This is a genomic window from Lysinibacillus sp. 10T31 (assembly GCF_056394365.1).
Genome location: NZ_JBFTHS010000004.1, coordinates 122,157 through 144,278, shown reverse-complemented (window position 1 = coordinate 144,278; position 22,122 = coordinate 122,157). Strand labels below are relative to the sequence as shown.

Here is a 22,122-nt window from a genome sequence, read left to right as displayed (position 1 = left end):
TCATGAATAAGTCCGCTATCCGTGCATTTGGTATTGCACTTTTTCTTGTCGGAGCTTTACTTGCTTTAGCAGCACGTTTTGATCTCAATATCGGTCTTCCAACTAAAGCTTCCACAAATACAGAACATGTAGAGGAGCTACAAAAAAAGCTTGAACAGGCAAATAAAGAAATTGCATCGTTAAAGGAACAAGCTAAGCAAGCTCCGAAGGAAAATAATCAGAAGACAGATGCTCCTGAAACAAAGGCTAAAGACAATCATAAACCAGCAGATACACCGACAAATGCTACAACAATGACACTTCAAATTTACAGCGGTATTACACTATATATTGTGGCGCAAAAACTTGAAGATGGTGGCATCATCGACAATAGTGTTGAAATGGAACTTTTACTTGCTAACCCTAAATACTCTCGAAGCTTACAAATTGGCTCCTACGAGGTCAATTCTTCGATGTCCTTAGAGGAAATTGCAAAATTGATTACAGGGAAAAAGCAATAACACACCCTTCCTTTTGATTGGAAATATTATAAAAAAGGCTGTCATCCAAAAATCACAACTACTGATTTTTGATGACAGCCTTTTGATTTTTATGAAATTTGTTCTAAGAAAGCTCGCATCATTATACTGCCCTCTTGTGTCCCAATGGATTCTGGATGAAATTGCAGCCCAAAGAGCGGGTACTCCTTATGTTGAATTGCCATAATTTCACCATCATCACCGGACTTTGCTACAATATTAAAATCCTCATGTAACGTGTTTTGCTCAATGACGAGGGAATGATAGCGCATTACTTCGATTTTACCGTCTAACTGAGCAAATAAGCCTGTTTTTTCATATTGAATCGTCGATAATTTTCCATGCATTATATTTTTTGCTTGAACAATGTTACCCCCAAAAGCCTGCCCTATCGATTGGTGCCCAAGACAAATGCCCAAAATCGGAAATTTCGTATAAAGCTCTTTGACAACATCCACTGTTATTCCTGCATCAATTGGCGTACCTGGACCGGGCGATAAAATAATGGCTTCAGGTTGCATTTTCTGAATGTCTTCAATTGTTATTTCATCATTACGTACTACTTTCACATCTTTCTCAAGCATTCGTATTTGCTGAAATAAATTATATGTGAATGAATCATAGTTATCGATTAGTAAAATCATTTTTTTACCTCCAATAGCGCGCGAGCTTTATTTAGCGTTTCCTCGTATTCAGACAAGGGCACAGAATCGTAAACAATACCAGCTCCTGCCTGCACATGGGCACGATGATCCTTTATGATCATTGTCCGAATGGCTAGTGCTAAATCCATATCCCCTGTAGCGGAAATATAGCCTACTGCACCTGCATAGACACCACGTTTCACAGGCTCGAACTCATTGATTAACTGCATAGCGCGAATTTTCGGTGCACCTGATACTGTACCAGCAGGTAAGCAAGCTCGAAGAACATCCAAGACATGTACATCATCACGTAATTCGCCGATAACCTCTGAAACAATATGCATAACATGTTTATATCGCTCAATACTCATATATTTTATAAGCTTCACTGAACCCACTTTGGCAATACGTCCAAGATCATTACGCCCTAAATCCACTAGCATACGATGTTCAGCGATTTCTTTGTCATCATTTAATAACGCTTCCGCGATCGCGTTATCATGCTCCACTGTTTTACCTCTAGGCTTCGTTCCCGCGATAGGATTTGTCGTAACCTTTCGATCTTTCACCTTAACGAGACTTTCAGGTGATGTTCCTAAAATGGTATACGTACCAAAATCCATATAAAACATATAAGGTGAAGGATTAGAAGTACGTAATTGACGATATAAAGCGAAAGAATTACCTGTATATGGTGAAGTGAAGCGTTGAGATAAAACAATCTGGAAAATATCTCCCTTACGAATATGCTGCTTTGCACGTTCAACCAGTGCCACAAAATTTTCTTTGGTGATCATCGGTCTGAAATCTAGCTTTTCAAACGTCGTGTCGTCAAACGTTGTTCCAGCATAAAGCTGCTCTTTCATCGTAGAAATAGCCATTTCCATCGCTTCAAGAGAACGCCCTTCATCAAATAAATCGATTGCTGCTAGTGTAATCTCTTGCTTTAAATGATCAAAAACGATAAATGTATCATAGAAGAAGATATGAACATCCGGCATTTCTAAATCATCCTGCAAGTATTCACCTATTTTTTCTGTATAAAACGCTGTTTCATAACCAAAGAACCCAATTGCTCCTCCAAAAAAAGCGAACGGATACTGTGCCTTATGCAATGGCATAACTTGCTGTAATTTTACTAATACATTGTCACTCGATTTTTCTGTTTCTCCACTTTTGGTAAAAGAATAACCATTCCTATCTCCAATCAGTTCTGCAATTGGATTGACGGCAATAAATGAGTAACGCCCACTTTCTTCATGCTTGGCTGACGATTCGAAAAGCATCTTATGCTCCCCTTCAAGTGATTGATAAACGGAAATTGGCGTCATCATATCACCCTGTAATGCCTTCATGGCAAACTTTCTAAGCTCAACTGTCATACTCTTTCTCTCCTTTTCTACGCTCTGCTCTTCTACACCAAAATCTATCAAGTATGCATTGACGGAATGGACGCTACCACTTAGTTAGCATTTCGCTTACATTTCTATAAACATTGCGTCCGGATTTTGAACTGTGTAAACACTATTCATTCCGCCAAAACATATAAAAAGGCCTTCCCATCGCAAAAGGACGGAAAAGCCGTGGTGCCACCTTCATTGGTCTTCATTACAATCAGCTGATACTCGGATACCCACTGAAAGAGTTAAAAGACCCACTCTATACCTTGTAACGTAGGCAGACGCTAATCCATACTTTGTTCAGGATTAGAGCTCCGAAGTCCATTCACTATTTATTTGTACTAGTTTCCACCAGCCACTAGCTCTCTATAACAAATAATAATAGCTACTACTCTTCATCAAAGCTGATTACATGTATTCATTGTAAAGTAAAAAAACTAACAATTCAATTTATTTTTTATTACGAAGCCATTCATCTTCAGCTGGATTTGCTAGTATAATATTTAGCTCTTGAAAGACTTGACGTATAGCAAATAAAATATCTTGTCGCACATTTAGCATCTCTGCCGTATCATTTGTTGTCACATAGAAACGCACAAGGACGCGATAAGAAGTTGGATAAAATTCATCTATAAATACATGAATCAATTCTTTTTCTGTTTGAGCATGCAAATAAATTTCCTTTTGAATAGCACTTAAAGCACTGCGTAGTATTTCTTCTTCGTTTTCAGCAGCTACAAATAAAAATTGCTCACATTTTCGTTTTTCTCGTCTCGATAAATTATAGATTGGTCGATTTACCAAATAGGAGTTAGGTACATAAACAAGCCCTTTATCTCCCGTTTGAATTAAAGTACTTCGAAGATTAATATCCTCGATGGTCCCTTCAATTTTTTGGTCCTCCGTTGCTATCCAATCGCCAATTTGAAACGGGTTATCTAGTGCGACTGACATCCCACCAAAAACATGTGCTAGTGTATCTCGAATACCAAAGGCAATCGCGACACCAGTTAAGCCAATCCCGGTTAAAAAGCCATTCAAATTAAAATCCCAGAAAGAAGCAATCGTAAACATCGCCAATATCATAATAAGCACTTTTCCTATACGAAGAAAAAATGGTAACAGGACATTTGGTTCCTCATCGTTATTCAACGGTAGTGGCTGCTTTGTATAAAAATTTAAAACATCGTATACGCCTTTGAAAGCAAAAAAGACCATAATAGACAATACAAAATTTTTAGTTGCTACATGTGTAAATAAAAAGATTTCTAATAATATTGATAAGCTGAGTACAATTACCGCAGACATAAATGCATAGCGAATCGCTTTATTAAATTGTGCGAGTACTGTTGCCTGAAAGTTACGCTGACGATCTCTCAGAAATTTAACAGTACGATTAATAATTTTCTTTATAACAAACTGCTGAAAAAGCCAACCAATTACACAAAGTGCAACGGCAATAATAATTTCCATCCACGTTGGGGCTGAAATATTAGGAAATAACCATTTCAATGAATTCAAATTTCATTCTCCTCTAACTACTATGTATATTCGCAGAAAAGGAGCCGATCAACAATGGCGACCAGCTCCGTTTTTATTGAATTGCATCATCCGTAAAAAAAGCCTTATTAGCAAACCAAAATTGCTGCTCATTAAAATTATGTTCATGCATAGCGATAACCGAAAATTCAGCATGGTACTTACGCTTCATTTCTTCAAGCACAGCCTTCGCTTGCTTTCCAACAAGATACTGTCCATCGATTGGAGTCCCTTCTGTAAAAATAATAATATCCGCTTCTGTACAATGTTGATTTTCTTGGAGCAAGCCCTTTACAAAATGGAGCACAGGCAGAATGGCAGCTTCTCCCTTTGCCTTATAATCAATAAAATCCTTAAAATCGGATAAATTTACATGCCCGTTTTCGAATCGAAAATGCACATGAACTTGACAGTCATATGGAACGATATATAAATCTCGACGTTCGCGGTGCGCGGTCATAAATAACGGTAAAATTATGCTTTTACAAAGCTCAGAATATGCCTCCATACCAGTTGTTTGCTCAAGACAAATAATTATTGGACCTGTTTCTTTTTTGTATTCATCAAACGGAACATATAGGATATTTCCTTTTTTTATTGTTTGACGATCAAGCTTTCTACGCCTAGCTACCTGCCTCTTTCGCTCATAATATAAGCGCTGCTCTTTTCCATTGGCTAATCGTTCGGCTTGCTCAATGGCCGGTATATTTTCGCAAATTTCATGCATGATATCTGCCATTTCAAGTGCAAATGCTGCCATGTTCCGTAAAGTTTCACTCTTGTAAAAGAAATCAATAAAAAAATGTTGTTCCTTGTTACTTAATTCCTCAAGATGTAAGTTTTCATATAGAAAACGTAAAAAATCACGTTGTTCCGATGTGAATTCCACATCAAATTTCTTTATGAGTGATTCTACATCGTCTTTCACGAAGCAGCACCTCCTCAGCACATTTTTTTGGATAATGTCTATAGTATATCCAAAATAATTTTTTGACAATACAATAACGTTTGCTGTATCTTGACGCTATTTTGATTAATAATGTTGCTGTTATTTATTATTAATAAAGTATGACTCTTCGGCAAAACAAAGGTTGATTTTCGTTCCGACTGAGCGCTTTCTAAGGGGCGCCCGAGGAGTCGCTCAGTCTCCACTCCAATCAACCATTTCACTTAGCATGTACTTCTGGCATGTCACTCAAATTTATAGTGATAAATCATCAAGATGTGTTTTTGTGCGAAAGCGCAGTGTTAACAAAGCTGCAGCAATAATGTAAGTGGAGGGAGCAGTTGGAATGCTCGCTCACAAGAAAGCGAGTAGCATGAAATACACCTCATTTAAAACACTTCAACATTTACAAAGATTTTCTCGACCATTTTGTTTTTCAACAATAAAAAAAGAGCCTATAATCGGCTCTTCTCTTACTAATTATTTAATTCATAATGTTTACCTTTAACTAAGTAAAATAAGTGTTCAGCAATATTTGTTGCATGGTCAGCTGAGCGCTCTAAATATCGGCAAACAAAGGTTAAGTGTGTAATTTGAGAAATATGTGCTGGATTTTCAGCTCCTGCGCGTAGCAATAGCGGGATTGTCGCTCCATATAAATCATCCACGTAATCATCTAGCTCAGCAATTTCCTTAGCATGAACAGTATCTTCCTCTGTAAAAGCTTTGATAATACTCTCTAGCATTTCTACAGTCTTGTTACACATCGTTTGCAAATTTGTTGTAGGAAAAACAAGCGGTTCTTTGCCAATTCGAATTGTCTCTTTGGCAATATTCACTGCATAGTCCCCTACTCTCTCCATATCAGATGCCGCTTTGACAAGCACCATGAGACGACGTAAATCAGTAGCTACAGGCTGCTGCTTAGCAATCATTAAAATAACATGGTCATTGATTTCTTCTTCAAGACGATTGATGATTAAATCGTCCTCAAGAATCTTTAAGGATGTCTCTAAATCCTGATTTAATAATGCTTCAAATGCTATTTTAAGAGCGTTGATACTGCTATTGGCGATCTCGATAAATTGTTCTTGGACTTCTTTTAATTCCTGTTCAAAACGTTCACGTACTACCATCTAATCTCCTCCTTAACCGAAACGGCCTGAAATATAATCTTCAGTACGTTGATCTGCTGGTGTTTGGAAGATAACGTCTGTTTTATCGTACTCAACAACCTCTCCACTTAGGAAAAATGCTGTACGATCTGAAATTCGTGCTGCTTGTTGCATATTATGTGTCACGATAATAATTGAATAATCTTTTTTCAGCTCTTGTACAAGCTCCTCGACTTTTAATGTTGAAATCGGATCAAGTGCAGATGTTGGTTCATCCATTAAAATAACATCTGGTTCAATCGCTAAACAACGCGCCATACAGATTCGTTGTTGCTGACCACCTGATAAACCATATGCATTTTGATTTAAGCGATCTTTTACTTCATCCCAAATAGCCGCACCGCGTAAAGATTTTTCGACAATCTCATCAAGAATCTTCTTATTTTTGATGCCATGGATACGTGGACCATATGCAATATTATCGTAAATAGACTTTGGGAATGGGTTTGGTTTCTGGAATACCATCCCTACTCGAGTACGTAATTCTTCGACAGTATAGCTTTTATCTAAAATATTACGCTCACGATATACTATTTCCCCTGATGTTCGAACACCTGGCACAAGCTCTACCATTCTATTTAGCGTTTTTAAATAAGTAGATTTCCCACAACCTGAAGGGCCAATTATAGCTGTCACTTCATTTTCATAGATGCTTAAATTGATGTCTTTTAATCCATGATGATCACCATACCACAAATTTAAATTACGTGTATCATATACTACTTTTTTGGCAACATTAGGAGATGGCGTTGTAGCCGTATGAATTGGTTTGACAATTGATTTTTCCTCTTTAATACCCAGTACCATAAGGTCACCTCATTAATAACGTTTTTGGAATTTATTTCGAATAAAGATGGCAATAGAATTCATCAGTAAAAGTACTATCATAAGCACTAAAATACCAGCCGCAGCTACACTTTGAAATGCCTCTTGCGGACGCTTTGCCCAATCATAAATTTGCATTGGTAAAGCGGTGAATTGACTCAATAAACCATTCGGTAAAAACTGTAAAATAACAGGGACCCCAATAACAACAAGTGGTGCTGTTTCCCCAATAGCACGAGACAGTGCTAATATGCTTCCTGTTACAATCCCAGGGATGGCTGCTGGTAGTACAACATGCATAATCGTTTGCCACTTCGTTGCACCCATACCATATGAAGCTTCTCGTTGCTCATTTGGTACTGCACGAATGGCCTCCTGTGCCGCAACAATAATAACTGGTAAAATTAATAAACTCATTGTTAAGCCGGCTGCTAAAACACTTTTTCCTAGTCCCATCATTCGAACGAAAATTGTTAACCCAAGTAAACCAAAAACAATGGAAGGTACACCTGATAGGTTAGAGATATTCATACGAATAAAGTCATTTAGTTTATTTTTCTTTGCATATTCCTCTAAATAGATTGCAGTCCCTACACCTAAAATAATGGACACTGGAGCAACAACTGCCATCAGCCACAGAGAACCTACTAAAGCTGTCTTGATCCCCGCTTTATCTGCAAAACGCGATGCAAAATTTGTTAAAAAGTCCATCGATAAAGAGTCGATGCCTTGTGTCACAATACGATAAAGCAAAATTGCTAATGTCACTAATGCAAAGGCAGTTGCTAGGAAAAATAAAGCTTTCCAGACTTTATTGAAAGTAATACGCTTTGTCATTCGTTTCATGACGACCGTGTCATCAATATAGCGCATGTTAGTAAACCTCCCTGAAGCGTTTCGAAATATAGTGAGCAACTAAATTCATCACTAATGTAAAGATAAATAATGTGAATCCAACTGCATAAAGAGAGTAATAGATCGTCGTACCATAACCAGCATCACCTGTTGAAACTTGTACAATATAGGCAGTCATTGTTTGAATCGAGTCTGTCACATTGAAATCAAATTTAGGTGTAGATCCACCAGCAAGTGATACAATCATTGTTTCTCCAATTGCCCGGGAAATAGCGAGAACAACCGAAGCGACAATACCTGATAATGCAGCTGGTAAAACTACTTTAATAGATACTTCAAACTTCGTTGCCCCAAGAGCTAAAGCCCCTTCACGCATACTATTCGGAACAGATGACATCGCATCCTCTGAAAGTGACGTAATCATCGGTAAAATCATAATCCCAACAACAATCCCTGGACTTATTGCATTAAAAAGTTTCAATCCTGGAATAATTTCTTGTAATAATGGTGTCACAAATGTTAATGCAAAGAAACCATAAACGATGGTTGGTATCCCAGCTAAAACCTCTAAAACAGGTTTAACAATACGTCTTGTTTTTTCACTTGCATACTCACTTAAATAAATTGCTGAACCAATTCCAAATGGTACCGCTACTACCGCAGCAATTAGCGTGATTTTCATCGTTCCAGCGATTAGTGGTAAAATCCCAAATAACGGTTCCTTTCCTGAAAACGGTAGCCACTGTGTACCAAATAGGAAATCCGTAATCGAAACACGTTTAAAGAATTCAAACGTTTCAAAAATAAGGGTGAAAACAATGCCAAATGTCGTCAATATGGAGATAAGAGCTGCAGAAAATAATAGAGCTGGCATGGCTTTTTCCACTATTTTCTTAGTTTTATGATTGCGCGATTTTGCAATTAATTGCTGCACAGATGATGTCTTGTTTTCTTTTTGAGAAACCATTGGGAACTCCTTTCAAATAAGAGAGGGAAAGAGCATACATCTCTTTCCCTCTATGCATGTCTACTTATTTTAAGCCTTCTAAAGTTTTTAAAGCCTCTGCATACTTATCTTCAGGTAGACTGACATAACCTACTGCATCTGCCATTTCTCCTGCGTTTTCAAGTGTAAATTTCATGAAATCATATGCCGCATCGCTCTCTTTTATAACACTATTTTTTACATATACGAATAATGGTCGAGAAAGTGGTTTGTATTCACCTGATTCAATTGTTTTATTATTTGGCTCAACGCCATCCACTTTTACAACCCCTAATTTATCTTTATTTTCTAGATAATAAGCGTAGCCAAAGAAACCAATTGCATTTTTGTCAGCTGCAACACCTTGCACAAGGATATTATCATCCTCTGATAATGTTGCTGACTTTGCTAGATCAGCGCCGTCTAAAATAACTTCATCAAAGTAATCAAACGTCCCTGATACTGTAGGTTTTGCGTAATACACGATTTTTTCGTTTGGCCATGATGGATCAATGTCAGACCATTTTTTTTCTTTACCATCTTCCATCCAAATTTTCTTTAATTGCTCAACTGTTAAATCCTTTGCCCAATCATTTTCAGGATTCACAACTACTGATATACCGTCATATGCTAAAGGAAGCTCTGTATAAGCAATTCCTGCTTTTTCAAGTTTCGCTTTCTCTTCATCTTTTATACTACGAGATGCGTCCGAAAAATCTGTCTCACCTGCGATGAATTTTTCAAAACCACCACCTGTACCAGAAATACCTACCGATACTTTGACATCTGGTTGAGTCCCAGCATACTTTTCTACAACTGCTTCAATAATTGGTGCAACTGTTGACGAACCATCTCCCGTTACAGTCCCTTGCAGTTTTTCGTCAGCAGCGTTTTGTCCTGTGCTAGATGGTGCGTTTGTTTCTGCATTGTTACCTTTTTGTGCAGAGTCGCTACCACATGCCCCAAGCATTAATGCTGACCCCATTACCGCTGTCATCGTTAAGTACTTCCACTTTTTCATCTCATTTGCCTCCGTCATTAACATTTTATAGTTGTTTGTCTTACAATCTTTACTATAATGACTGAATGTTGAAGTCGTATAAACAGTTCGTAAAAGAGTCGTAAATGATTGTAATGCTTTGTAAATGATTGTAAAGATGAATTTACAATTGCAATCATTTTCGCCTTAGCGCAATTGTAGCTGTCGCTTCGCTTTCGCACAGAAAAACAATGTAGCTGTCGCCTCGCTTTCGCTACAGAAAACACTTGCCGCAGACGCTTCGCTTTCCCACAGATACCTGAGTTCCTATATTTCAGTAGGGGTTTGGCCCCCCATTGAAATTGGACCACATTAAATTCATCTCCCTCATTCAAAGATAGGAGTCCTCTTCTAAATGAAGATAAAACTTGCTTCATTTTGGAAAAATGCTATAATAAGCAATTGTGTCAGGAAATAATCTATGAGGAGTTTTACTTTGTGATAAAGCATGCAAAAGTACAAAATGCTGATTACTTTAAAACGTATTTAACACTTGTTATGGAACATCGGGAATTTACTTTACCGGAAGCCGTTGATTTTATGGTAGAGTCTTATTTCTGTAATAATATAGAGCTTTATGGATTAAAACCGAAACAACAATTTGAAATAGCTATTCAACAATTATCTGTCTAATAAGACATTTATAAAACAAATAAAACACGGTATGAAAATGTTGATCTTCATACCGTGTTTTTTCGTGGGTATTCAATAATACTCTGAAACTGTAAAAAAACCGCTAGGCATAGAAATGCACTAGCGGTTTTTCTTATTTTTGCTCATCTTCACCAATTTTGTCTTGTGTAATAGCTGGTAAAATTGGCTGTTTTACGTTACTGTCAGTCACTTTTTCAGCTTCGTATTTTGCTTTTAACTCAAAATATTTATCTACAGCTTCTCTAGCAATAACATTATTATTCGTTAAATGCGCACCTGTGTTAGTCGTTGCCCATGGAATGACAACTGCATAGGCAATTTCAGGATTTTCATAAGGAGCAAAACCAACATGAGTAAAGGTAAGTGTATCCGTACCATTATACTCTTTTAAAGGTCCATAATATACTACCTGAGCAGTACCTGTTTTTCCTGCCGCTGTATACGGTGCATTTGCAAATTGAGCTCGCGCAGTACCTTGCGAACCTGTATAAACTAGGCGTAATCCTTTTTTTATCCAATCAATTTCTTCTGTAGGATTATCGATACGATTTAAAATTGTTGGCCCTATTTCAGTCACTAATTGACCTAACTGTTGCCCATCATTTGATGGCTCACGTACCTCTTTCACAACATGGGGCTTAATACGATAACCACCATTAGCGATTGTCGAGATATACTGCGCCAATTGTAAAGGCGTGTACGTATCATATTGTCCAATCGCTAAGTCGAGTGTTTTACCACCCATCGTTGGACCAGATGGACCCTCTACACCACTAAATTCATTCGGTAAATCAATACCTGTTTTTACACCTAAGCCAAATTGCGCATAATTATTACGCATTTTAGGGAATGTATCGTCTTTTAAACGAAGTGGCATCCCATAGCTATACGGTGTTCCATTAATAAGCATTGCAATTTTAAACATATAAACATTTGACGAACGTTCTAGAGCAGTTAAGTCATTCAGCGAAATATAACCATTTCTGTTGAAAATTGAAGTTTTTGGAGATGTCCCTGCTAATACAATTGGTTCATCTCCCATTGTGGTACCCATTGAAACAACTCCTTGATTATAACCAGTAAGGAGAGTTGCTGCCTTCACTGCAGAACCTGCCTCATAAGCTGTTGTAAAGGTACCATATGAATAATCGACTACTTCATTTTTCCCTGTTTCAGGATTTTTCTCAATCTTCTTACCGACCATTGATAAAACATCGCCTGTATTTGGGTCCATCATGACTAAAAAGGCACGATCAAGTAAATACGAACCACCTTGGGATTTTAATTTAAGCAATTCTCGCTCGACAATTTTTTCTGTTTCTAATTGTAGTTCACTATCAATTGTAAGTTTTAAATCTTTACCTGGCTCACCTTCAAAGGTAGTAACGGTATCAACTACCTGCCCTTTTTTATTCGTAATATTTTTAACAACTGATTTTTGTCCTTGCAGTAAATCTTCATATTGTGCTTCTATATAACTTTCACCAACACGGTCATTTCGTGAATAATCACGAGCTAAATAATAATTCAGCTTTTCTTTTGGAATCCCTTTTGTTGGTACTGTTGTACGTCCTAAAATACCAAGTGTTGATAATTTTAAACGCTTCCAGTCAGTTGTTGTGTTCACGCCTGGTAGTTGAGTTAAACGCTCAGAGACACGTGCAAATTCATCCGCAGACACATTTTCACTCTTAATAATTTGTGGTGATAAACTGTAGCCTGATACCATCTCTCGATAGATTGCTAATACTTCTAAGTCATGTTCTGTCAATTGCAACAATTCTTCGTTCGTGATTCGTTCACGAACAAGCTTATCTATCTGTGCATTGATTTGACTTTCCGATACATTTTCTTGTGCTCTAATTTTCTTTTGTTCTTTCTCTGTTACCTTTGCATAGGCAGCGTCATGATTTTTTAGCATCCAAAAATCCTGTTTATCACGTAAAGTGACACGGTTTGTTGGCTGCTCAATCAATTGTGACAGCTTTTCTGCTATGTCTAGCATTTCGTCCGTTTTTGTCGATGGCATTTTCGTATACGTAATGGCATTTTCTGGTTGGTTATCCACTAAAATTCGCCCGTATCGATCATACATTCGTCCCCTTGGCACACTTGTATTGACAGCTACTTCCTCTTTACGCTCTAAATCGCGTACATAATCTTCCCCTTTTACGATTTGCATATAGCCTAGCCTAAAAATTAGCATCGAAAATACGATAAATATAGCAAAGAAAAGGACATTCATACGAAATGTTAAATTAGAGTGATGTTTTGCTTTAACACTCGTCGCGCGATTTTTTCCCGGTGCTTTGCGCATATGTATTCCTCCTCATCTAATTACAATTTAAATACACGATATTTAGTATACCATTCGAAGGTACGACAGGAAAGCATGCACTTGAGAATTTATAATTGAAAACATCATTTATTTGACGGCACTTTAAGATGAAAAGTTTCTGTTTTTTATCGATTGCTTGAAAAATAGTTTTAACAATCAATTATGCCTCGGCATAATTGCGTCCGTAATCGGCTTTGTGTTTGCACAAAGCACTCCTTCCCGATTTCCGTGACATCCGCCAGAGGCTTTAGGCCAGCATTATGTTGGTCACTCAGTCGTGTGTTGTTGTTGCTGCCGCTTCGCTTTCGCACAGATAAAACCGTGTTGCTGCCGCTTCGCTTTCGCACAGATAAAACCGTGTTGCTGCCGCTTCGCTTTCGCACAGATAAAACCGTGTTGCTGCCGCTTCGCTTTCGCACAGATAAATTGCCACAGGACGTGGCGTTCTTAAACTGAGTTCCTCTATTTCAGGGGATGTTTGGACACCCGCTGAAAAGTAACTTAAAACCGCATTCATCACACCACCTATAGATGCGGGAGACTTCCGCTGAAAGAAGTTAAATATTGGGAGGGTGAGGCACAATGTGAAGCTTCCCCAAACGATCCTGCTTCCCCCTTTTTCAGCCCAACAGACAGTAAATTTCTCTCCGACGTGTTGGTGCATTCTTCTCCACTTTGAATTGTATTGGATACCTCAAACATTATAGAACCTAAATAGAAAGCAAAAAAGGCTATGCCTTGGCGAGTAATCACCTTTGGCATAGCCTTCTAATAAACAGTAATTATTTTGCAGCTTGGAATTTAGCTTCCACTACATCCCAGTTTACTACGTTCCAAAATGCACCGATGTAATCTGGACGACGGTTTTGGTAGTTTAAGTAGTAAGCATGCTCCCAAACGTCTAAACCTAGGACTGGAGTTTTACCTTCCATAACTGGAGAGTCTTGGTTTGGAGTAGATGTAACAGCAACTGAGTCACCATCAACGATTAACCAAGCCCAACCTGAACCGAAGCGAGTTGTAGCAGCTTTTGCAAATTCTTCTTTGAATGCATCGAAAGAACCGAATTTCGCATCGATTGCTTTTGCAACTTCGCCAACTGGAGTTTTTGAACCGCCTGGAGCGATTAATTCCCAGAATAATGTATGGTTAGCATGTCCGCCACCGTTGTTACGTACAGCAGTTTGTTTGTCAGCTGGAAGAGCATCAATGTTTGCGATAAGATCGTTAATGTCTTTTTCAGCAAATTCAGTGCCTTCTACTGCTGCGTTTAAGTTTGTTACATAAGTATTGTGGTGTTTAGAATGGTGAATTTCCATTGTTTTTGCATCGATATGTGGTTCTAATGCGTCATAAGCGTAAGTTAATTGTGGTAATTCGTAAGCCATTGTTAAGTTCCTCCCTAAAGTAAAGAAATAATTAGTACATTCATAGATTATCAAAATTGGTCAAACCATTCAACGAAAAATACTTCAAATTGAAGATTTCAGCCTTTTGACTGAAAAACCAATACGATTACTATCCTACCCTGTTTTTTAAATCGCTAAACTTTGTATGAAAGAAAATCATATCGCTATAAAGAACACAACGATCATGACGATTTGAATCACTGCTTTTGAAAGTGTTGATGCCAAGAAGCCAACGAGAGATCCAATCCCGCTTTTCACAGCCTCTCCAAATGTACGACGCTCTACGATTAACTCTCCAATCACAGCTCCTAAAAATGGGCCGACTAATATACCTACAACCGGAATGACGAACGGACCAATTAATAAACCAATGGTACTGCCCCACATACCAGCATTTGAACCACCAAATTTTTTAATACCAAAGGCATTGGCTACAGAATCAGCAACAAATAAAATGACAACAAATATAATTTCACTCGCCCAGAACCACCAGCTTAGCTCCGTAAATGAAAAAAATAATCCATATACTAAAAAACCACCGATTAAAAAAATCACACCTGGAATTATCGGGTATACCAATCCAACAAATGAAATGATAAAGCAGGCAATCACTAAGATCCAGCCAACAACTTCCATAAAAATTCTCTCCTTTTGTTGAGCATCAGGTTAGTTAATCAGAAGAAGATAATCTATTCTACTATCGTGAGCTGAGCCACTTCTTCGGCTACAATCAGCTAAAAATGAGCATACATAGCTCAAAACTAGCAAATAAATCCTTGTTCCTACTCAACCAGCCTGATCATGCATTGCCTTTCATACGGATTCACTAAGCTAAAAGTTTCGTTCATTTAATTTCGAATCCCTAAAATAGAGTCAGCTATATTTACAGCATGATCTCCTATACGCTCTAAATTGCTAACGATATCCGTATAGACGATTCCTGCCGCTCCATTACATTCATTTGTATTTAAACGCGCAATATGCTTTTGTCTTAGCTTATCTTCCATATCATCTATCAAGCTTTCGAGTTCAGTTACTTCCTGTGCCAAGCTCAAACTAGCTGTATCCAGAGCCGCAATACTCTTTCGTACAGCTTCAATAGCCAAGCTAAACATGCCTATTAAATCTTGTCGCGCTGACTTACTTAAACTTACCTCATGATGATCTTTATATTGTAAAAGCTCTAAAATATTTTCAAAATGATCGCCAATACGTTCAATGTCTCGAACATTTGTTAGAAGTGTATGGTGTCTTACTGAGTCTGCTCGAGAAAGTGGCTGCTTAGACACCATCACTAAATAATTCGTGATTTCCTTGTCTAAATGATTGAGTGCTACTTCTAATTGTAAAACTGTAGGAATATGAGCAGCTTCACCTGTTTTCATATATAAAAATGTTTCTTCTAAACCATGAAGTGCATGTTCCCCCATACGTAACACTTCCTCTTTCGCTTGCCCAAGTGCAATTGCCGGAGAGGAATCAATGAATGATGGATCTAAATGCTTCGTTGTCACATCAATATTTCCATCATGCCCAGGAACTAGCTTCGTGACAAGCGCAGCCAATGCTCCAATAAATGGAAGCTGAATCAACATATTAATTATGTTAAATGAGCCATGCGCTATCGCTATTTGCATTTTCGCTTCTAAATGGAATAGCCCACTAATCCACTGAACGTAATGCATAAAGGGTGTAAAGAACACCATGAAAATGATCGTACCTATAATATTAAATAGTACATGGGCTGCCGCCGCACGTTTAGCGTATATAGAAGCACCAAGTGTAGCTAAAACTGCCGTAATGGTCGTGCCTATATTTTCACCAAATAAAATAGGTAAAGCACTATCTAAGCCAATTAAATGCTCAGCATATAAGCCCTGTAGCACACCAACAGTTGCTGTTGAACTTTGGACAAGCAATGTAAAAACTGTTCCTAGAAAAATTCCTACAATGGGCTGATCCCTTAGATGAAGCGTTAATGATGTTAGGTCCGCTAATTGATGAAGTGACTGCATGCTTGCACTCATTAGCTCTAATCCTAAAAATAATCCCCCAAAGCCAAATAATATTTGCCCGATATACTGATATGTTGCTTTCTTAAAGAAAAATAACAATCCAGCACCAATCGCCAATAATGGATAAAAATATATGCCGATATTAATGCCAATAATAAAGGCGGTTATGGTCGTCCCAATATTTGCCCCCATAATGACACCGATTGCTTGACGTAATGTTAAAAAACCTGCACTCACTAGCCCAACCGTAATCACCGTTGTTGCAGAGCTCGACTGGATACAAATCGTTACAATTATGCCCACTAGCACTCCCATTAAAGGATTTGTTGTAAAACGATTCAACCATTCACGCAGTCGATCATCTGATGATTTTTGCAGCCCATCCCCCATAAATTTTATGGAAAATAAAAAGACTCCTAAACCGCCTAAAAATTGAAACAGTATGCTTTGCCAATCTATTGTCAATTGTATTCGCTCCAATTCCTACATCTCTACTTCTCTATTCCTAATCTTTAAAGGATAGTATAGAAAAAGTAAAGAAAACCTTTAACTTCTTTACACAATATTAACATTTCATTATCGTATTCTCAGTTATTATTTCTAATTTCATATCTTGTCAAAGTTGAACATGGTAAAATAGCGATTGGAGGAGATATGCATATGAAACACTCACAACTATTTATCGATAGCTTAATTCATCCAAAAAAACTTGCTGCCTATCGTTTATTACCTATCGGAAAAGTCATTCAATATACCTTTCTTCTAATTACTGTTGTTACAGTTTTCTCTTTTGGTCGTTTTACGGCAGGAATGTCTGTTGATACATTGGATATGAATAGTTTAAATGGTCTAACTGAATACATAGAAGGCGTTAAATGGGTATTGTATCCCGTGACATTCATCATGCTTTTTGTTTTTACTACGATGCTTATTTTTGCACAAATTGCTCTCTATGCCTTAGCAGGTCTACTGATCTTACAAGTCATGAAGCGTCGCGGAGAATACCGTCACATTTGGCGTACTACGACATTTGCCATGACTTGGGCAATTCTAATAAGTATGCTATCAGATTATCTACCGATTAACAGCACAATTATCTCTGTTTTCTCTTTATTTTTAACTGTAACTCTACTAATCGTAGCCATCACAAAATATCCAAAACAACCAATCACAAAATAATATGCATGATTCCCTCCTCTTCTAAATATAGTGTTAGAAAAGGAGGGGATTTTTTGCGTGCTTTTGTGTTAACAGCTATCATCATTATTTTTGCTTTTGTTGCGAAAGTAGATTTGACAGAAGGTTCATTACACCTTGCTGCCATTTATCCGAAAGATACTAAAAACGCCCTTTGTGAGCAGCAGCGAGAACCAAACTATATCACTGTACAGACTATTCAAGGCGATACTATTCACAGTTTATTTGCACTGCATCCCGCCAAAGTACCAATGACCTTTCCTGAACGTTTACAACTATTTTATGAATTAAATCCACACTTACAATTACAGGCTCTTGTTCCTGGTGAAAATATTAAGCTTCCTCTGTCGTTTGAATTTGAAAACAATTGTGGAAAATGAAAAGTTAGCGTTTCTTCCTTGTCCTTATTTTCCTACACTGCTAAAATAAATGTCAGTGACGGTCGAAAGTATGGCCCGAAAAGGAGAGAAAGTTAATGACTGAAATTTGTCACCGTACAAATACACGTCCCGTGCGTGTCGGTAACTTAACAATTGGTGGTAGTAATGAATTATTCATTCAAAGTATGTGTACAACAAAAACACATGATGTCGAAGCAACAGTAGCAGAAATTCTTCGTCTTGAGGAAGCAGGATGTCAAATTGTTCGTGTCGCAGTACCAGATGAGCGTGCAGCTGATGCGATTGCAGAAATTAAGAAACGTATCAATATTCCATTAGTAGCTGATATTCACTTTGACTATAAATTAGCGTTAAAAGCAATTGAAAATGGTATCGATAAAGTTCGTATTAACCCAGGTAATATTGGGCGTAAGGAAAAAGTTGAAGCTGTTGTTAATGCAGCTAAGGCTAAAGGTATTCCAATCCGTATCGGGGTAAACGCTGGTTCATTAGAGCGTCATATTTTAGAAAAATATGGTTACCCTACTGCAGATGGTATGGTAGAATCTGCCCTTCACCATATTAAAATTTTGGAAGACTTGGACTTCCACGATATTATCGTATCCATGAAGGCATCAGACGTAAATTTAGCGATTGAGGCCTATGAAAAAGCGTCTAAAGCCTTTGATTATCCTCTACATTTAGGAATTACTGAATCAGGTACATTATTTGCTGGTACAGTAAAATCAGCGGCTGGCCTTGGCGCAATCCTTTCAAAAGGTATTGGTAATACATTACGTATTTCACTATCTGCAGACCCTGTTGAAGAGGTTAAAGTAGCACGTGAACTATTAAAATCATTCGGTCTTGCTTCTAATATGGCAACACTTATTTCTTGCCCAACATGTGGTCGTATCGAAATTGATTTAATTTCAATTGCCAATGAGGTAGAAGAATATATTTCTAAACTTAATGTACCGTTAAAAGTAGCTGTTCTTGGTTGTGCGGTAAACGGTCCTGGCGAAGCACGTGAAGCCGATATCGGCATTGCTGGTGCTCGTGGTGAAGGTTTACTATTTATGAAGGGTAAAACAGTTCGTAAAGTGCCTGAAGAAACAATGGTAGAAGAGTTGAAAAAAGAAATCGATAAATTAGCAGCTGAAATGGTAGAAAAACGTGCAGCTGAAGAAGCAGAAAAAGCGAACGCCTAAGGAGGTGCTAGCATGAAAAAGCCACGCTTTGGTATTGATATCGATGGAACAGTGACATGTCCTAGTACACTTATTCCACATATCAATAAACAATACAATGTAAATATTACACTTGACGATGTGTGCGAATATGATTTTTTATCAGCTTTTCCCCACCCTGTTGATCGTGTAGCATTTAATACATGGTTTAAAGAAAATGAGCCATTTATGTATGAAGTATCTGAAGCAGCTAAAGATGCGAAAGATATTTTAAATACGTGGAAAGAAAACTACGAACTTTATTACATCTCTGCTCGTGGTGAGAATGTATCAGATGTTACGGTAAATTGGTTTAACTCACAGTCTATTCCGTACGATCATATCGAGCTCATAGGTAGTCACGATAAGGTTTCCGTAGCAAAAAAACATAGTGTTGAGGCATTCTTTGAAGATAAACACGATAATGCGGTCATGCTTGCGGAGGAATTAAAAATACCGGTTGTATTATTTGACACTCCGTATAATCGTCTTGCTGTTCCGGACAATGTCGTACGCGTTTATAACTGGCAAGAAGCCAACCAATTTATCACAAACTATTTTAAATAAATCAATTATGCCTCGGCATAATTGCGTCCGGAATCGGCTTTGTGCTTAGGCCTGCACGAGGGCCGACAGGATGTCGGTCATTTCGGTAATGCCACAGGACGTGGCGTTTTTACCGATGCAGGTCAGTTAGCCGTTATCGCATGGATGCGATGGTTTTAGGCTAACATCCCCTAAGCACTCCTTTCCGATTTCCGTGACATCCGCCGGAGGCTTTAACTTCTTTCAGCGGATGTTTGTACACCTGCTAAAAAAAACTTAAAACGGCATTCATCTCACCACCTATAAAGGTGAGAGACTTTTGCTGAAATAAGTTAACGGAGTCGTGTTCATACATTGAACACGACTCTTCTTTTATATATCAAGTATCCCTCGTAACCAACGCTCCACGAAATTCTCAAAGGTAATTCCATAATTTTCATAAACAGCATGGTACACGAAATAAGTTCCTAATCGCTCAAGTAATTCATCATTAATCTTCATCACAAACCGCTCCTTTTATTTTATCAATTTCGCCTTGGCGTAATTGTAGCTGCCGTTACAAAAACATTTGCTGAACGAAGATAAATTAACTAAATTTTCAGATACTCAAACTTCCAATTTCTCGAACATTCTAGTAGAGGTCGCATCGTTGCAAAACCGTCACAAACTGCCGCCTTCATGCCCTTTCTTCGTAGTTTTCTTTTCGTTAATATAGTAGTAACAATTTGCAATACTGGAGGGACTACTTGTGAGATGGATGACAAAGGTAGCTTGTATAACATGTCTTTGTGCGCCGCTAGCTGGCTGTGGTGATCGATTATCTGAAATTAAAGACGCGGTTTCAGGCATAAATTCAGCAGCAGAAACTGCAGCCAGTGCAGTTGATCGTGATGTACATGCTATACGAGCAATTGCCATTAACTATAAAGATACATCTTTTACGGTTAATAACCTGTTTAAAACTATTTTACGTGACGTACGCTGGGATTATGACGATGAAAAAAGTGAGCTTCATGTGAGAGGTACATGGCAAGCACCACTATTTTCTGAGCAACCATGGGATGATACGATGAAAAAACAACTAGCAGAAACAGGTGTAGTAAAGGTTACGTGCACTATTAAGAACAATAAAATTGATAGCGCCCTCACAAATGTAACACTTATTTTTAATGACGAAACGATTCTAGAAATGACTGGCGAAGATGCACTTTATCACCTATATGATACATATTTACAAAAAGAAACTTTGTAGCTTTTCTATTTTTAAACAATTTTATAATGTATAGCTCTTCGGCAAAACGTGGGGTTGATTTCCGTTCCGACTGGGCGCTTTGTTGCTGTCGCTTCGCTTTCGCACAGATAAAACATTTGTCGCTGTCGCTTTGCTTTCGCGCAGATAAAACATTTGTCGCTGACGCTTCGCTTTCGCGCAGATAAAACATTTGTTGCTGTCGCTTCGCTTTCCCACAGAGCAAAGCTTCCTGGGGGGCGTCCGATGAGCCGCTTGGGGCAACAGATGTTTTTTGTGCGAAAGCGTAGTGTAACGTAGCGGCAGCGACAGGATGTTGGTCACGAAGGCGTTATCACAGGACGTGATGGTTTTAGCCTTCCTTCCCCTATCGCCGATCCCCAAGGAGTCGCCCAGTCGTAACGAAGATCAACTACTTCACATAGCATATTTCTTTTAACATGTTACTCTTATCTATAGAGATAAAACGAAAACATCATTAACGGAAAGCTGTACACAAGAACAGAAATCACCCCCTGCCCTCGTTTTGCCGAAGAGACATATTTTGTTTAACCGGACATTTTCATTGACTTATTAGTTTCATGGATACAGCTTTTCTAACATTTTATTTGTTAGGAAAGCTATTTTTTTGTTCACTTACAAATAAGCCCCTCCCCCAGAGAAATCTTACAATTTCGAAATATTGGACTCTCTTATTTGAAACCAACCAAACCAGCAAGTTATAATCAAAGTATCACGTGATGGTTTGGAGGTGTTTGCATTGGGACAGAGAGATTAAAAATTGGCGAGCTTGCAGAAAAAACAAGCATTACAAAAAGAACAATCGATTATTATACAAACATTGGCTTATTAGAAGCAGAACGTTCTGCATCCAATTATCGCTACTATGCCCCTGCAATGATTGAACGACTTCATTTTATTGAGCAACGCAAACAGCAAGGTCTTTCACTCATAGATATACAATATGAACTAAACATCACTCCGCATGAAGAAATCGATGTACAAATGCTACGTGTAAAAAAGCAAGACTTAGAGCAGGATGTAACTTTTCTACTTGAACAAATAAACAAACAAGACAATAAAAATATTGCAAAGATTAAAAAAAATGTTTCTCCCGAAAGTATTGCACTCATGCAGTCTTTACTTTTACTTATTCATAATTAGGAGGTGACGTTCTGT

General features: G+C 38.0%; 25 protein-coding genes and 1 other annotated feature. Of the genes, 8 read left to right on the top strand and 17 right to left on the bottom strand.

Annotation, left to right across the window (positions count from 1 at the left end; genetic code table 11):
* The first annotated feature begins 2 nt into the window (after positions 1 to 2).
* Positions 3 to 500, top strand: a complete 498-nt coding sequence (locus AC1DCY_RS04045) for a hypothetical protein (RefSeq protein WP_477347663.1) — start codon at positions 3 to 5, stop codon at positions 498 to 500.
* An 89-nt stretch (positions 501 to 589) separates the two neighbouring features.
* On the opposite strand, the gene AC1DCY_RS04040 is transcribed toward AC1DCY_RS04045, so the two are convergent.
* The 10 genes from AC1DCY_RS04040 to AC1DCY_RS03995 all read right to left on the bottom strand — a co-directional run bounded on the left by AC1DCY_RS04040 (position 590) and on the right by AC1DCY_RS03995 (position 10,261).
* Complete coding sequence (locus AC1DCY_RS04040) at positions 590 to 1,162, bottom strand: anthranilate synthase component II (RefSeq protein ID WP_477347661.1); 573 nt, start codon at positions 1,160 to 1,162, stop codon at positions 590 to 592.
* Complete coding sequence (gene trpE / locus AC1DCY_RS04035) at positions 1,159 to 2,544, bottom strand: anthranilate synthase component I (RefSeq protein ID WP_477347659.1); 1,386 nt, start codon at positions 2,542 to 2,544, stop codon at positions 1,159 to 1,161. Before trpE ends, AC1DCY_RS04040 begins: the two co-directional genes overlap by 4 nt.
* A 183-nt stretch (positions 2,545 to 2,727) precedes the next feature.
* Positions 2,728 to 2,973: a binding site (T-box leader), on the bottom strand.
* A 39-nt stretch (positions 2,974 to 3,012) separates the two neighbouring features.
* Entirely contained in the window at positions 3,013 to 4,083 is a 1,071-nt protein-coding gene (locus AC1DCY_RS04030; protein ID WP_477347657.1) for a mechanosensitive ion channel family protein, read from the bottom strand.
* A gap of 73 nt (positions 4,084 to 4,156) precedes the next feature.
* Positions 4,157 to 5,029 (bottom strand): vWA domain-containing protein, encoded by an 873-nt coding sequence (locus AC1DCY_RS04025; RefSeq protein WP_477347655.1) that lies wholly within the window; start codon positions 5,027 to 5,029, stop codon positions 4,157 to 4,159.
* A gap of 494 nt (positions 5,030 to 5,523) precedes the next feature.
* Positions 5,524 to 6,183, bottom strand: a complete 660-nt coding sequence (phoU, locus tag AC1DCY_RS04020) for a phosphate signaling complex protein PhoU (protein WP_477347653.1) — start codon at positions 6,181 to 6,183, stop codon at positions 5,524 to 5,526.
* A 12-nt stretch (positions 6,184 to 6,195) separates the two neighbouring features.
* Positions 6,196 to 7,029 carry a phosphate ABC transporter ATP-binding protein PstB gene (gene pstB / locus AC1DCY_RS04015; protein ID WP_477347651.1) on the bottom strand — a complete coding sequence of 278 codons (834 nt, stop codon included), beginning with the start codon at positions 7,027 to 7,029 and terminating at the stop codon, positions 6,196 to 6,198.
* A 12-nt stretch (positions 7,030 to 7,041) separates the two neighbouring features.
* Positions 7,042 to 7,920, bottom strand: a complete 879-nt coding sequence (gene pstA, locus AC1DCY_RS04010; protein ID WP_477347650.1) for a phosphate ABC transporter permease PstA — start codon at positions 7,918 to 7,920, stop codon at positions 7,042 to 7,044.
* A gap of 1 nt (position 7,921) precedes the next feature.
* Complete coding sequence (gene pstC, locus AC1DCY_RS04005; protein ID WP_477347648.1) at positions 7,922 to 8,869, bottom strand: phosphate ABC transporter permease subunit PstC; 948 nt, start codon at positions 8,867 to 8,869, stop codon at positions 7,922 to 7,924.
* A gap of 64 nt (positions 8,870 to 8,933) precedes the next feature.
* Positions 8,934 to 9,908 carry a PstS family phosphate ABC transporter substrate-binding protein gene (locus tag AC1DCY_RS04000; RefSeq protein ID WP_477347646.1) on the bottom strand — a complete coding sequence of 325 codons (975 nt, stop codon included), beginning with the start codon at positions 9,906 to 9,908 and terminating at the stop codon, positions 8,934 to 8,936.
* A gap of 17 nt (positions 9,909 to 9,925) precedes the next feature.
* Positions 9,926 to 10,261 (bottom strand): hypothetical protein, encoded by a 336-nt coding sequence (locus AC1DCY_RS03995; protein ID WP_477347644.1) that lies wholly within the window; start codon positions 10,259 to 10,261, stop codon positions 9,926 to 9,928.
* Positions 10,262 to 10,364: 103 nt separating this feature from the next.
* Between AC1DCY_RS03995 and AC1DCY_RS03990 the strand changes: the two genes are divergently transcribed.
* Positions 10,365 to 10,559, top strand: a complete 195-nt coding sequence (locus AC1DCY_RS03990) for a hypothetical protein (protein ID WP_477347641.1) — start codon at positions 10,365 to 10,367, stop codon at positions 10,557 to 10,559.
* Between the two features lie 133 nt (positions 10,560 to 10,692).
* Here the strand turns inward: AC1DCY_RS03990 and AC1DCY_RS03985 are convergent, their stop codons facing one another.
* The 5 genes from AC1DCY_RS03985 to AC1DCY_RS03965 form a co-directional block, all read right to left on the bottom strand.
* Positions 10,693 to 12,897 carry a peptidoglycan D,D-transpeptidase FtsI family protein gene (locus AC1DCY_RS03985; protein ID WP_477347640.1) on the bottom strand — a complete coding sequence of 735 codons (2,205 nt, stop codon included), beginning with the start codon at positions 12,895 to 12,897 and terminating at the stop codon, positions 10,693 to 10,695.
* Positions 12,898 to 13,189: 292 nt separating this feature from the next.
* Positions 13,190 to 13,435 (bottom strand): hypothetical protein, encoded by a 246-nt coding sequence (locus AC1DCY_RS03980; RefSeq protein ID WP_477347638.1) that lies wholly within the window; start codon positions 13,433 to 13,435, stop codon positions 13,190 to 13,192.
* 265 nt (positions 13,436 to 13,700) lie between these two features.
* Positions 13,701 to 14,306: a superoxide dismutase gene (locus AC1DCY_RS03975; protein WP_053485466.1), complete on the bottom strand. Its 606-nt coding sequence runs from the start codon at positions 14,304 to 14,306 to the stop codon at positions 13,701 to 13,703.
* Between the two features lie 177 nt (positions 14,307 to 14,483).
* Complete coding sequence (locus tag AC1DCY_RS03970; protein ID WP_477347637.1) at positions 14,484 to 14,963, bottom strand: DUF456 domain-containing protein; 480 nt, start codon at positions 14,961 to 14,963, stop codon at positions 14,484 to 14,486.
* Positions 14,964 to 15,175: 212 nt separating this feature from the next.
* On the bottom strand, positions 15,176 to 16,807 hold the full coding sequence (locus tag AC1DCY_RS03965) for a Na/Pi cotransporter family protein (protein WP_477347635.1): 1,632 nt from the start codon (positions 16,805 to 16,807) through the stop codon (positions 15,176 to 15,178).
* A 195-nt stretch (positions 16,808 to 17,002) separates the two neighbouring features.
* Here AC1DCY_RS03965 and AC1DCY_RS03960 point away from each other — a divergent pair, with 195 nt between their 5' ends.
* The 4 genes from AC1DCY_RS03960 (at position 17,003) to AC1DCY_RS03945 (ending at position 19,715) form a co-directional block, all read left to right on the top strand.
* Positions 17,003 to 17,521: a DUF1189 family protein gene (locus AC1DCY_RS03960; RefSeq protein WP_477347633.1), complete on the top strand. Its 519-nt coding sequence runs from the start codon at positions 17,003 to 17,005 to the stop codon at positions 17,519 to 17,521.
* Positions 17,522 to 17,574: 53 nt separating this feature from the next.
* Positions 17,575 to 17,919: a hypothetical protein gene (locus AC1DCY_RS03955; protein ID WP_477347631.1), complete on the top strand. Its 345-nt coding sequence runs from the start codon at positions 17,575 to 17,577 to the stop codon at positions 17,917 to 17,919.
* A 95-nt stretch (positions 17,920 to 18,014) separates the two neighbouring features.
* Positions 18,015 to 19,130 carry a flavodoxin-dependent (E)-4-hydroxy-3-methylbut-2-enyl-diphosphate synthase gene (gene ispG, locus AC1DCY_RS03950; RefSeq protein ID WP_477347629.1) on the top strand — a complete coding sequence of 372 codons (1,116 nt, stop codon included), beginning with the start codon at positions 18,015 to 18,017 and terminating at the stop codon, positions 19,128 to 19,130.
* A gap of 12 nt (positions 19,131 to 19,142) precedes the next feature.
* Entirely contained in the window at positions 19,143 to 19,715 is a 573-nt protein-coding gene (locus AC1DCY_RS03945; protein WP_477347627.1) for a 5' nucleotidase, NT5C type, read from the top strand.
* Between the two features lie 351 nt (positions 19,716 to 20,066).
* Here AC1DCY_RS03945 and AC1DCY_RS03940 read toward each other — a convergent pair whose 3' ends face one another.
* Complete coding sequence (locus AC1DCY_RS03940) at positions 20,067 to 20,195, bottom strand: hypothetical protein (RefSeq protein WP_477347625.1); 129 nt, start codon at positions 20,193 to 20,195, stop codon at positions 20,067 to 20,069.
* A 256-nt stretch (positions 20,196 to 20,451) separates the two neighbouring features.
* Between AC1DCY_RS03940 and AC1DCY_RS03935 the strand changes: the two genes are divergently transcribed.
* Positions 20,452 to 20,946 (top strand): hypothetical protein, encoded by a 495-nt coding sequence (locus tag AC1DCY_RS03935; RefSeq protein WP_477347696.1) that lies wholly within the window; start codon positions 20,452 to 20,454, stop codon positions 20,944 to 20,946.
* A 21-nt stretch (positions 20,947 to 20,967) separates the two neighbouring features.
* Here the strand turns inward: AC1DCY_RS03935 and AC1DCY_RS03930 are convergent, their stop codons facing one another.
* Positions 20,968 to 21,327 (bottom strand): hypothetical protein, encoded by a 360-nt coding sequence (locus AC1DCY_RS03930; protein ID WP_477347623.1) that lies wholly within the window; start codon positions 21,325 to 21,327, stop codon positions 20,968 to 20,970.
* A gap of 375 nt (positions 21,328 to 21,702) precedes the next feature.
* Here AC1DCY_RS03930 and AC1DCY_RS03925 point away from each other — a divergent pair, with 375 nt between their 5' ends.
* A complete protein-coding gene (locus tag AC1DCY_RS03925) occupies positions 21,703 to 22,107 on the top strand; it encodes a MerR family transcriptional regulator (RefSeq protein ID WP_477347694.1) in 405 nt (134 codons plus the stop codon).
* Positions 22,108 to 22,122: the final 15 nt, after the last annotated feature.

Excerpts from the sequence above, each read along its gene's own strand:
- AC1DCY_RS04045 (WP_477347663.1), top strand. The coding sequence starts at position 3 with ATGAATAAGTCCGCTATCCGTGCATTTGGTATTGCACTTTTTCTTGTC.
- AC1DCY_RS04040 (WP_477347661.1), bottom strand. The coding sequence starts at position 1,162 with ATGATTTTACTAATCGATAACTATGATTCATTCACATATAATTTATTT.
- trpE (WP_477347659.1), bottom strand. The coding sequence starts at position 2,544 with ATGACAGTTGAGCTTAGAAAGTTTGCCATGAAGGCATTACAGGGTGAT.
- phoU (WP_477347653.1), bottom strand. The coding sequence starts at position 6,183 with ATGGTAGTACGTGAACGTTTTGAACAGGAATTAAAAGAAGTCCAAGAA.
- pstB (WP_477347651.1), bottom strand. The coding sequence starts at position 7,029 with ATGGTACTGGGTATTAAAGAGGAAAAATCAATTGTCAAACCAATTCAT.
- pstA (WP_477347650.1), bottom strand. The coding sequence starts at position 7,920 with ATGCGCTATATTGATGACACGGTCGTCATGAAACGAATGACAAAGCGT.
- pstC (WP_477347648.1), bottom strand. The coding sequence starts at position 8,869 with ATGGTTTCTCAAAAAGAAAACAAGACATCATCTGTGCAGCAATTAATT.
- AC1DCY_RS04000 (WP_477347646.1), bottom strand. The coding sequence starts at position 9,908 with ATGAAAAAGTGGAAGTACTTAACGATGACAGCGGTAATGGGGTCAGCA.
- AC1DCY_RS03985 (WP_477347640.1), bottom strand. The coding sequence starts at position 12,897 with ATGCGCAAAGCACCGGGAAAAAATCGCGCGACGAGTGTTAAAGCAAAA.
- AC1DCY_RS03980 (WP_477347638.1), bottom strand. The coding sequence starts at position 13,435 with ATGAATGCGGTTTTAAGTTACTTTTCAGCGGGTGTCCAAACATCCCCT.
- AC1DCY_RS03975 (WP_053485466.1), bottom strand. The coding sequence starts at position 14,306 with ATGGCTTACGAATTACCACAATTAACTTACGCTTATGACGCATTAGAA.
- AC1DCY_RS03970 (WP_477347637.1), bottom strand. The coding sequence starts at position 14,963 with ATGGAAGTTGTTGGCTGGATCTTAGTGATTGCCTGCTTTATCATTTCA.
- AC1DCY_RS03960 (WP_477347633.1), top strand. The coding sequence starts at position 17,003 with ATGAAACACTCACAACTATTTATCGATAGCTTAATTCATCCAAAAAAA.
- ispG (WP_477347629.1), top strand. The coding sequence starts at position 18,015 with ATGACTGAAATTTGTCACCGTACAAATACACGTCCCGTGCGTGTCGGT.
- AC1DCY_RS03945 (WP_477347627.1), top strand. The coding sequence starts at position 19,143 with ATGAAAAAGCCACGCTTTGGTATTGATATCGATGGAACAGTGACATGT.
- AC1DCY_RS03940 (WP_477347625.1), bottom strand. The coding sequence starts at position 20,195 with ATGAAGATTAATGATGAATTACTTGAGCGATTAGGAACTTATTTCGTG.
- AC1DCY_RS03935 (WP_477347696.1), top strand. The coding sequence starts at position 20,452 with ATGACAAAGGTAGCTTGTATAACATGTCTTTGTGCGCCGCTAGCTGGC.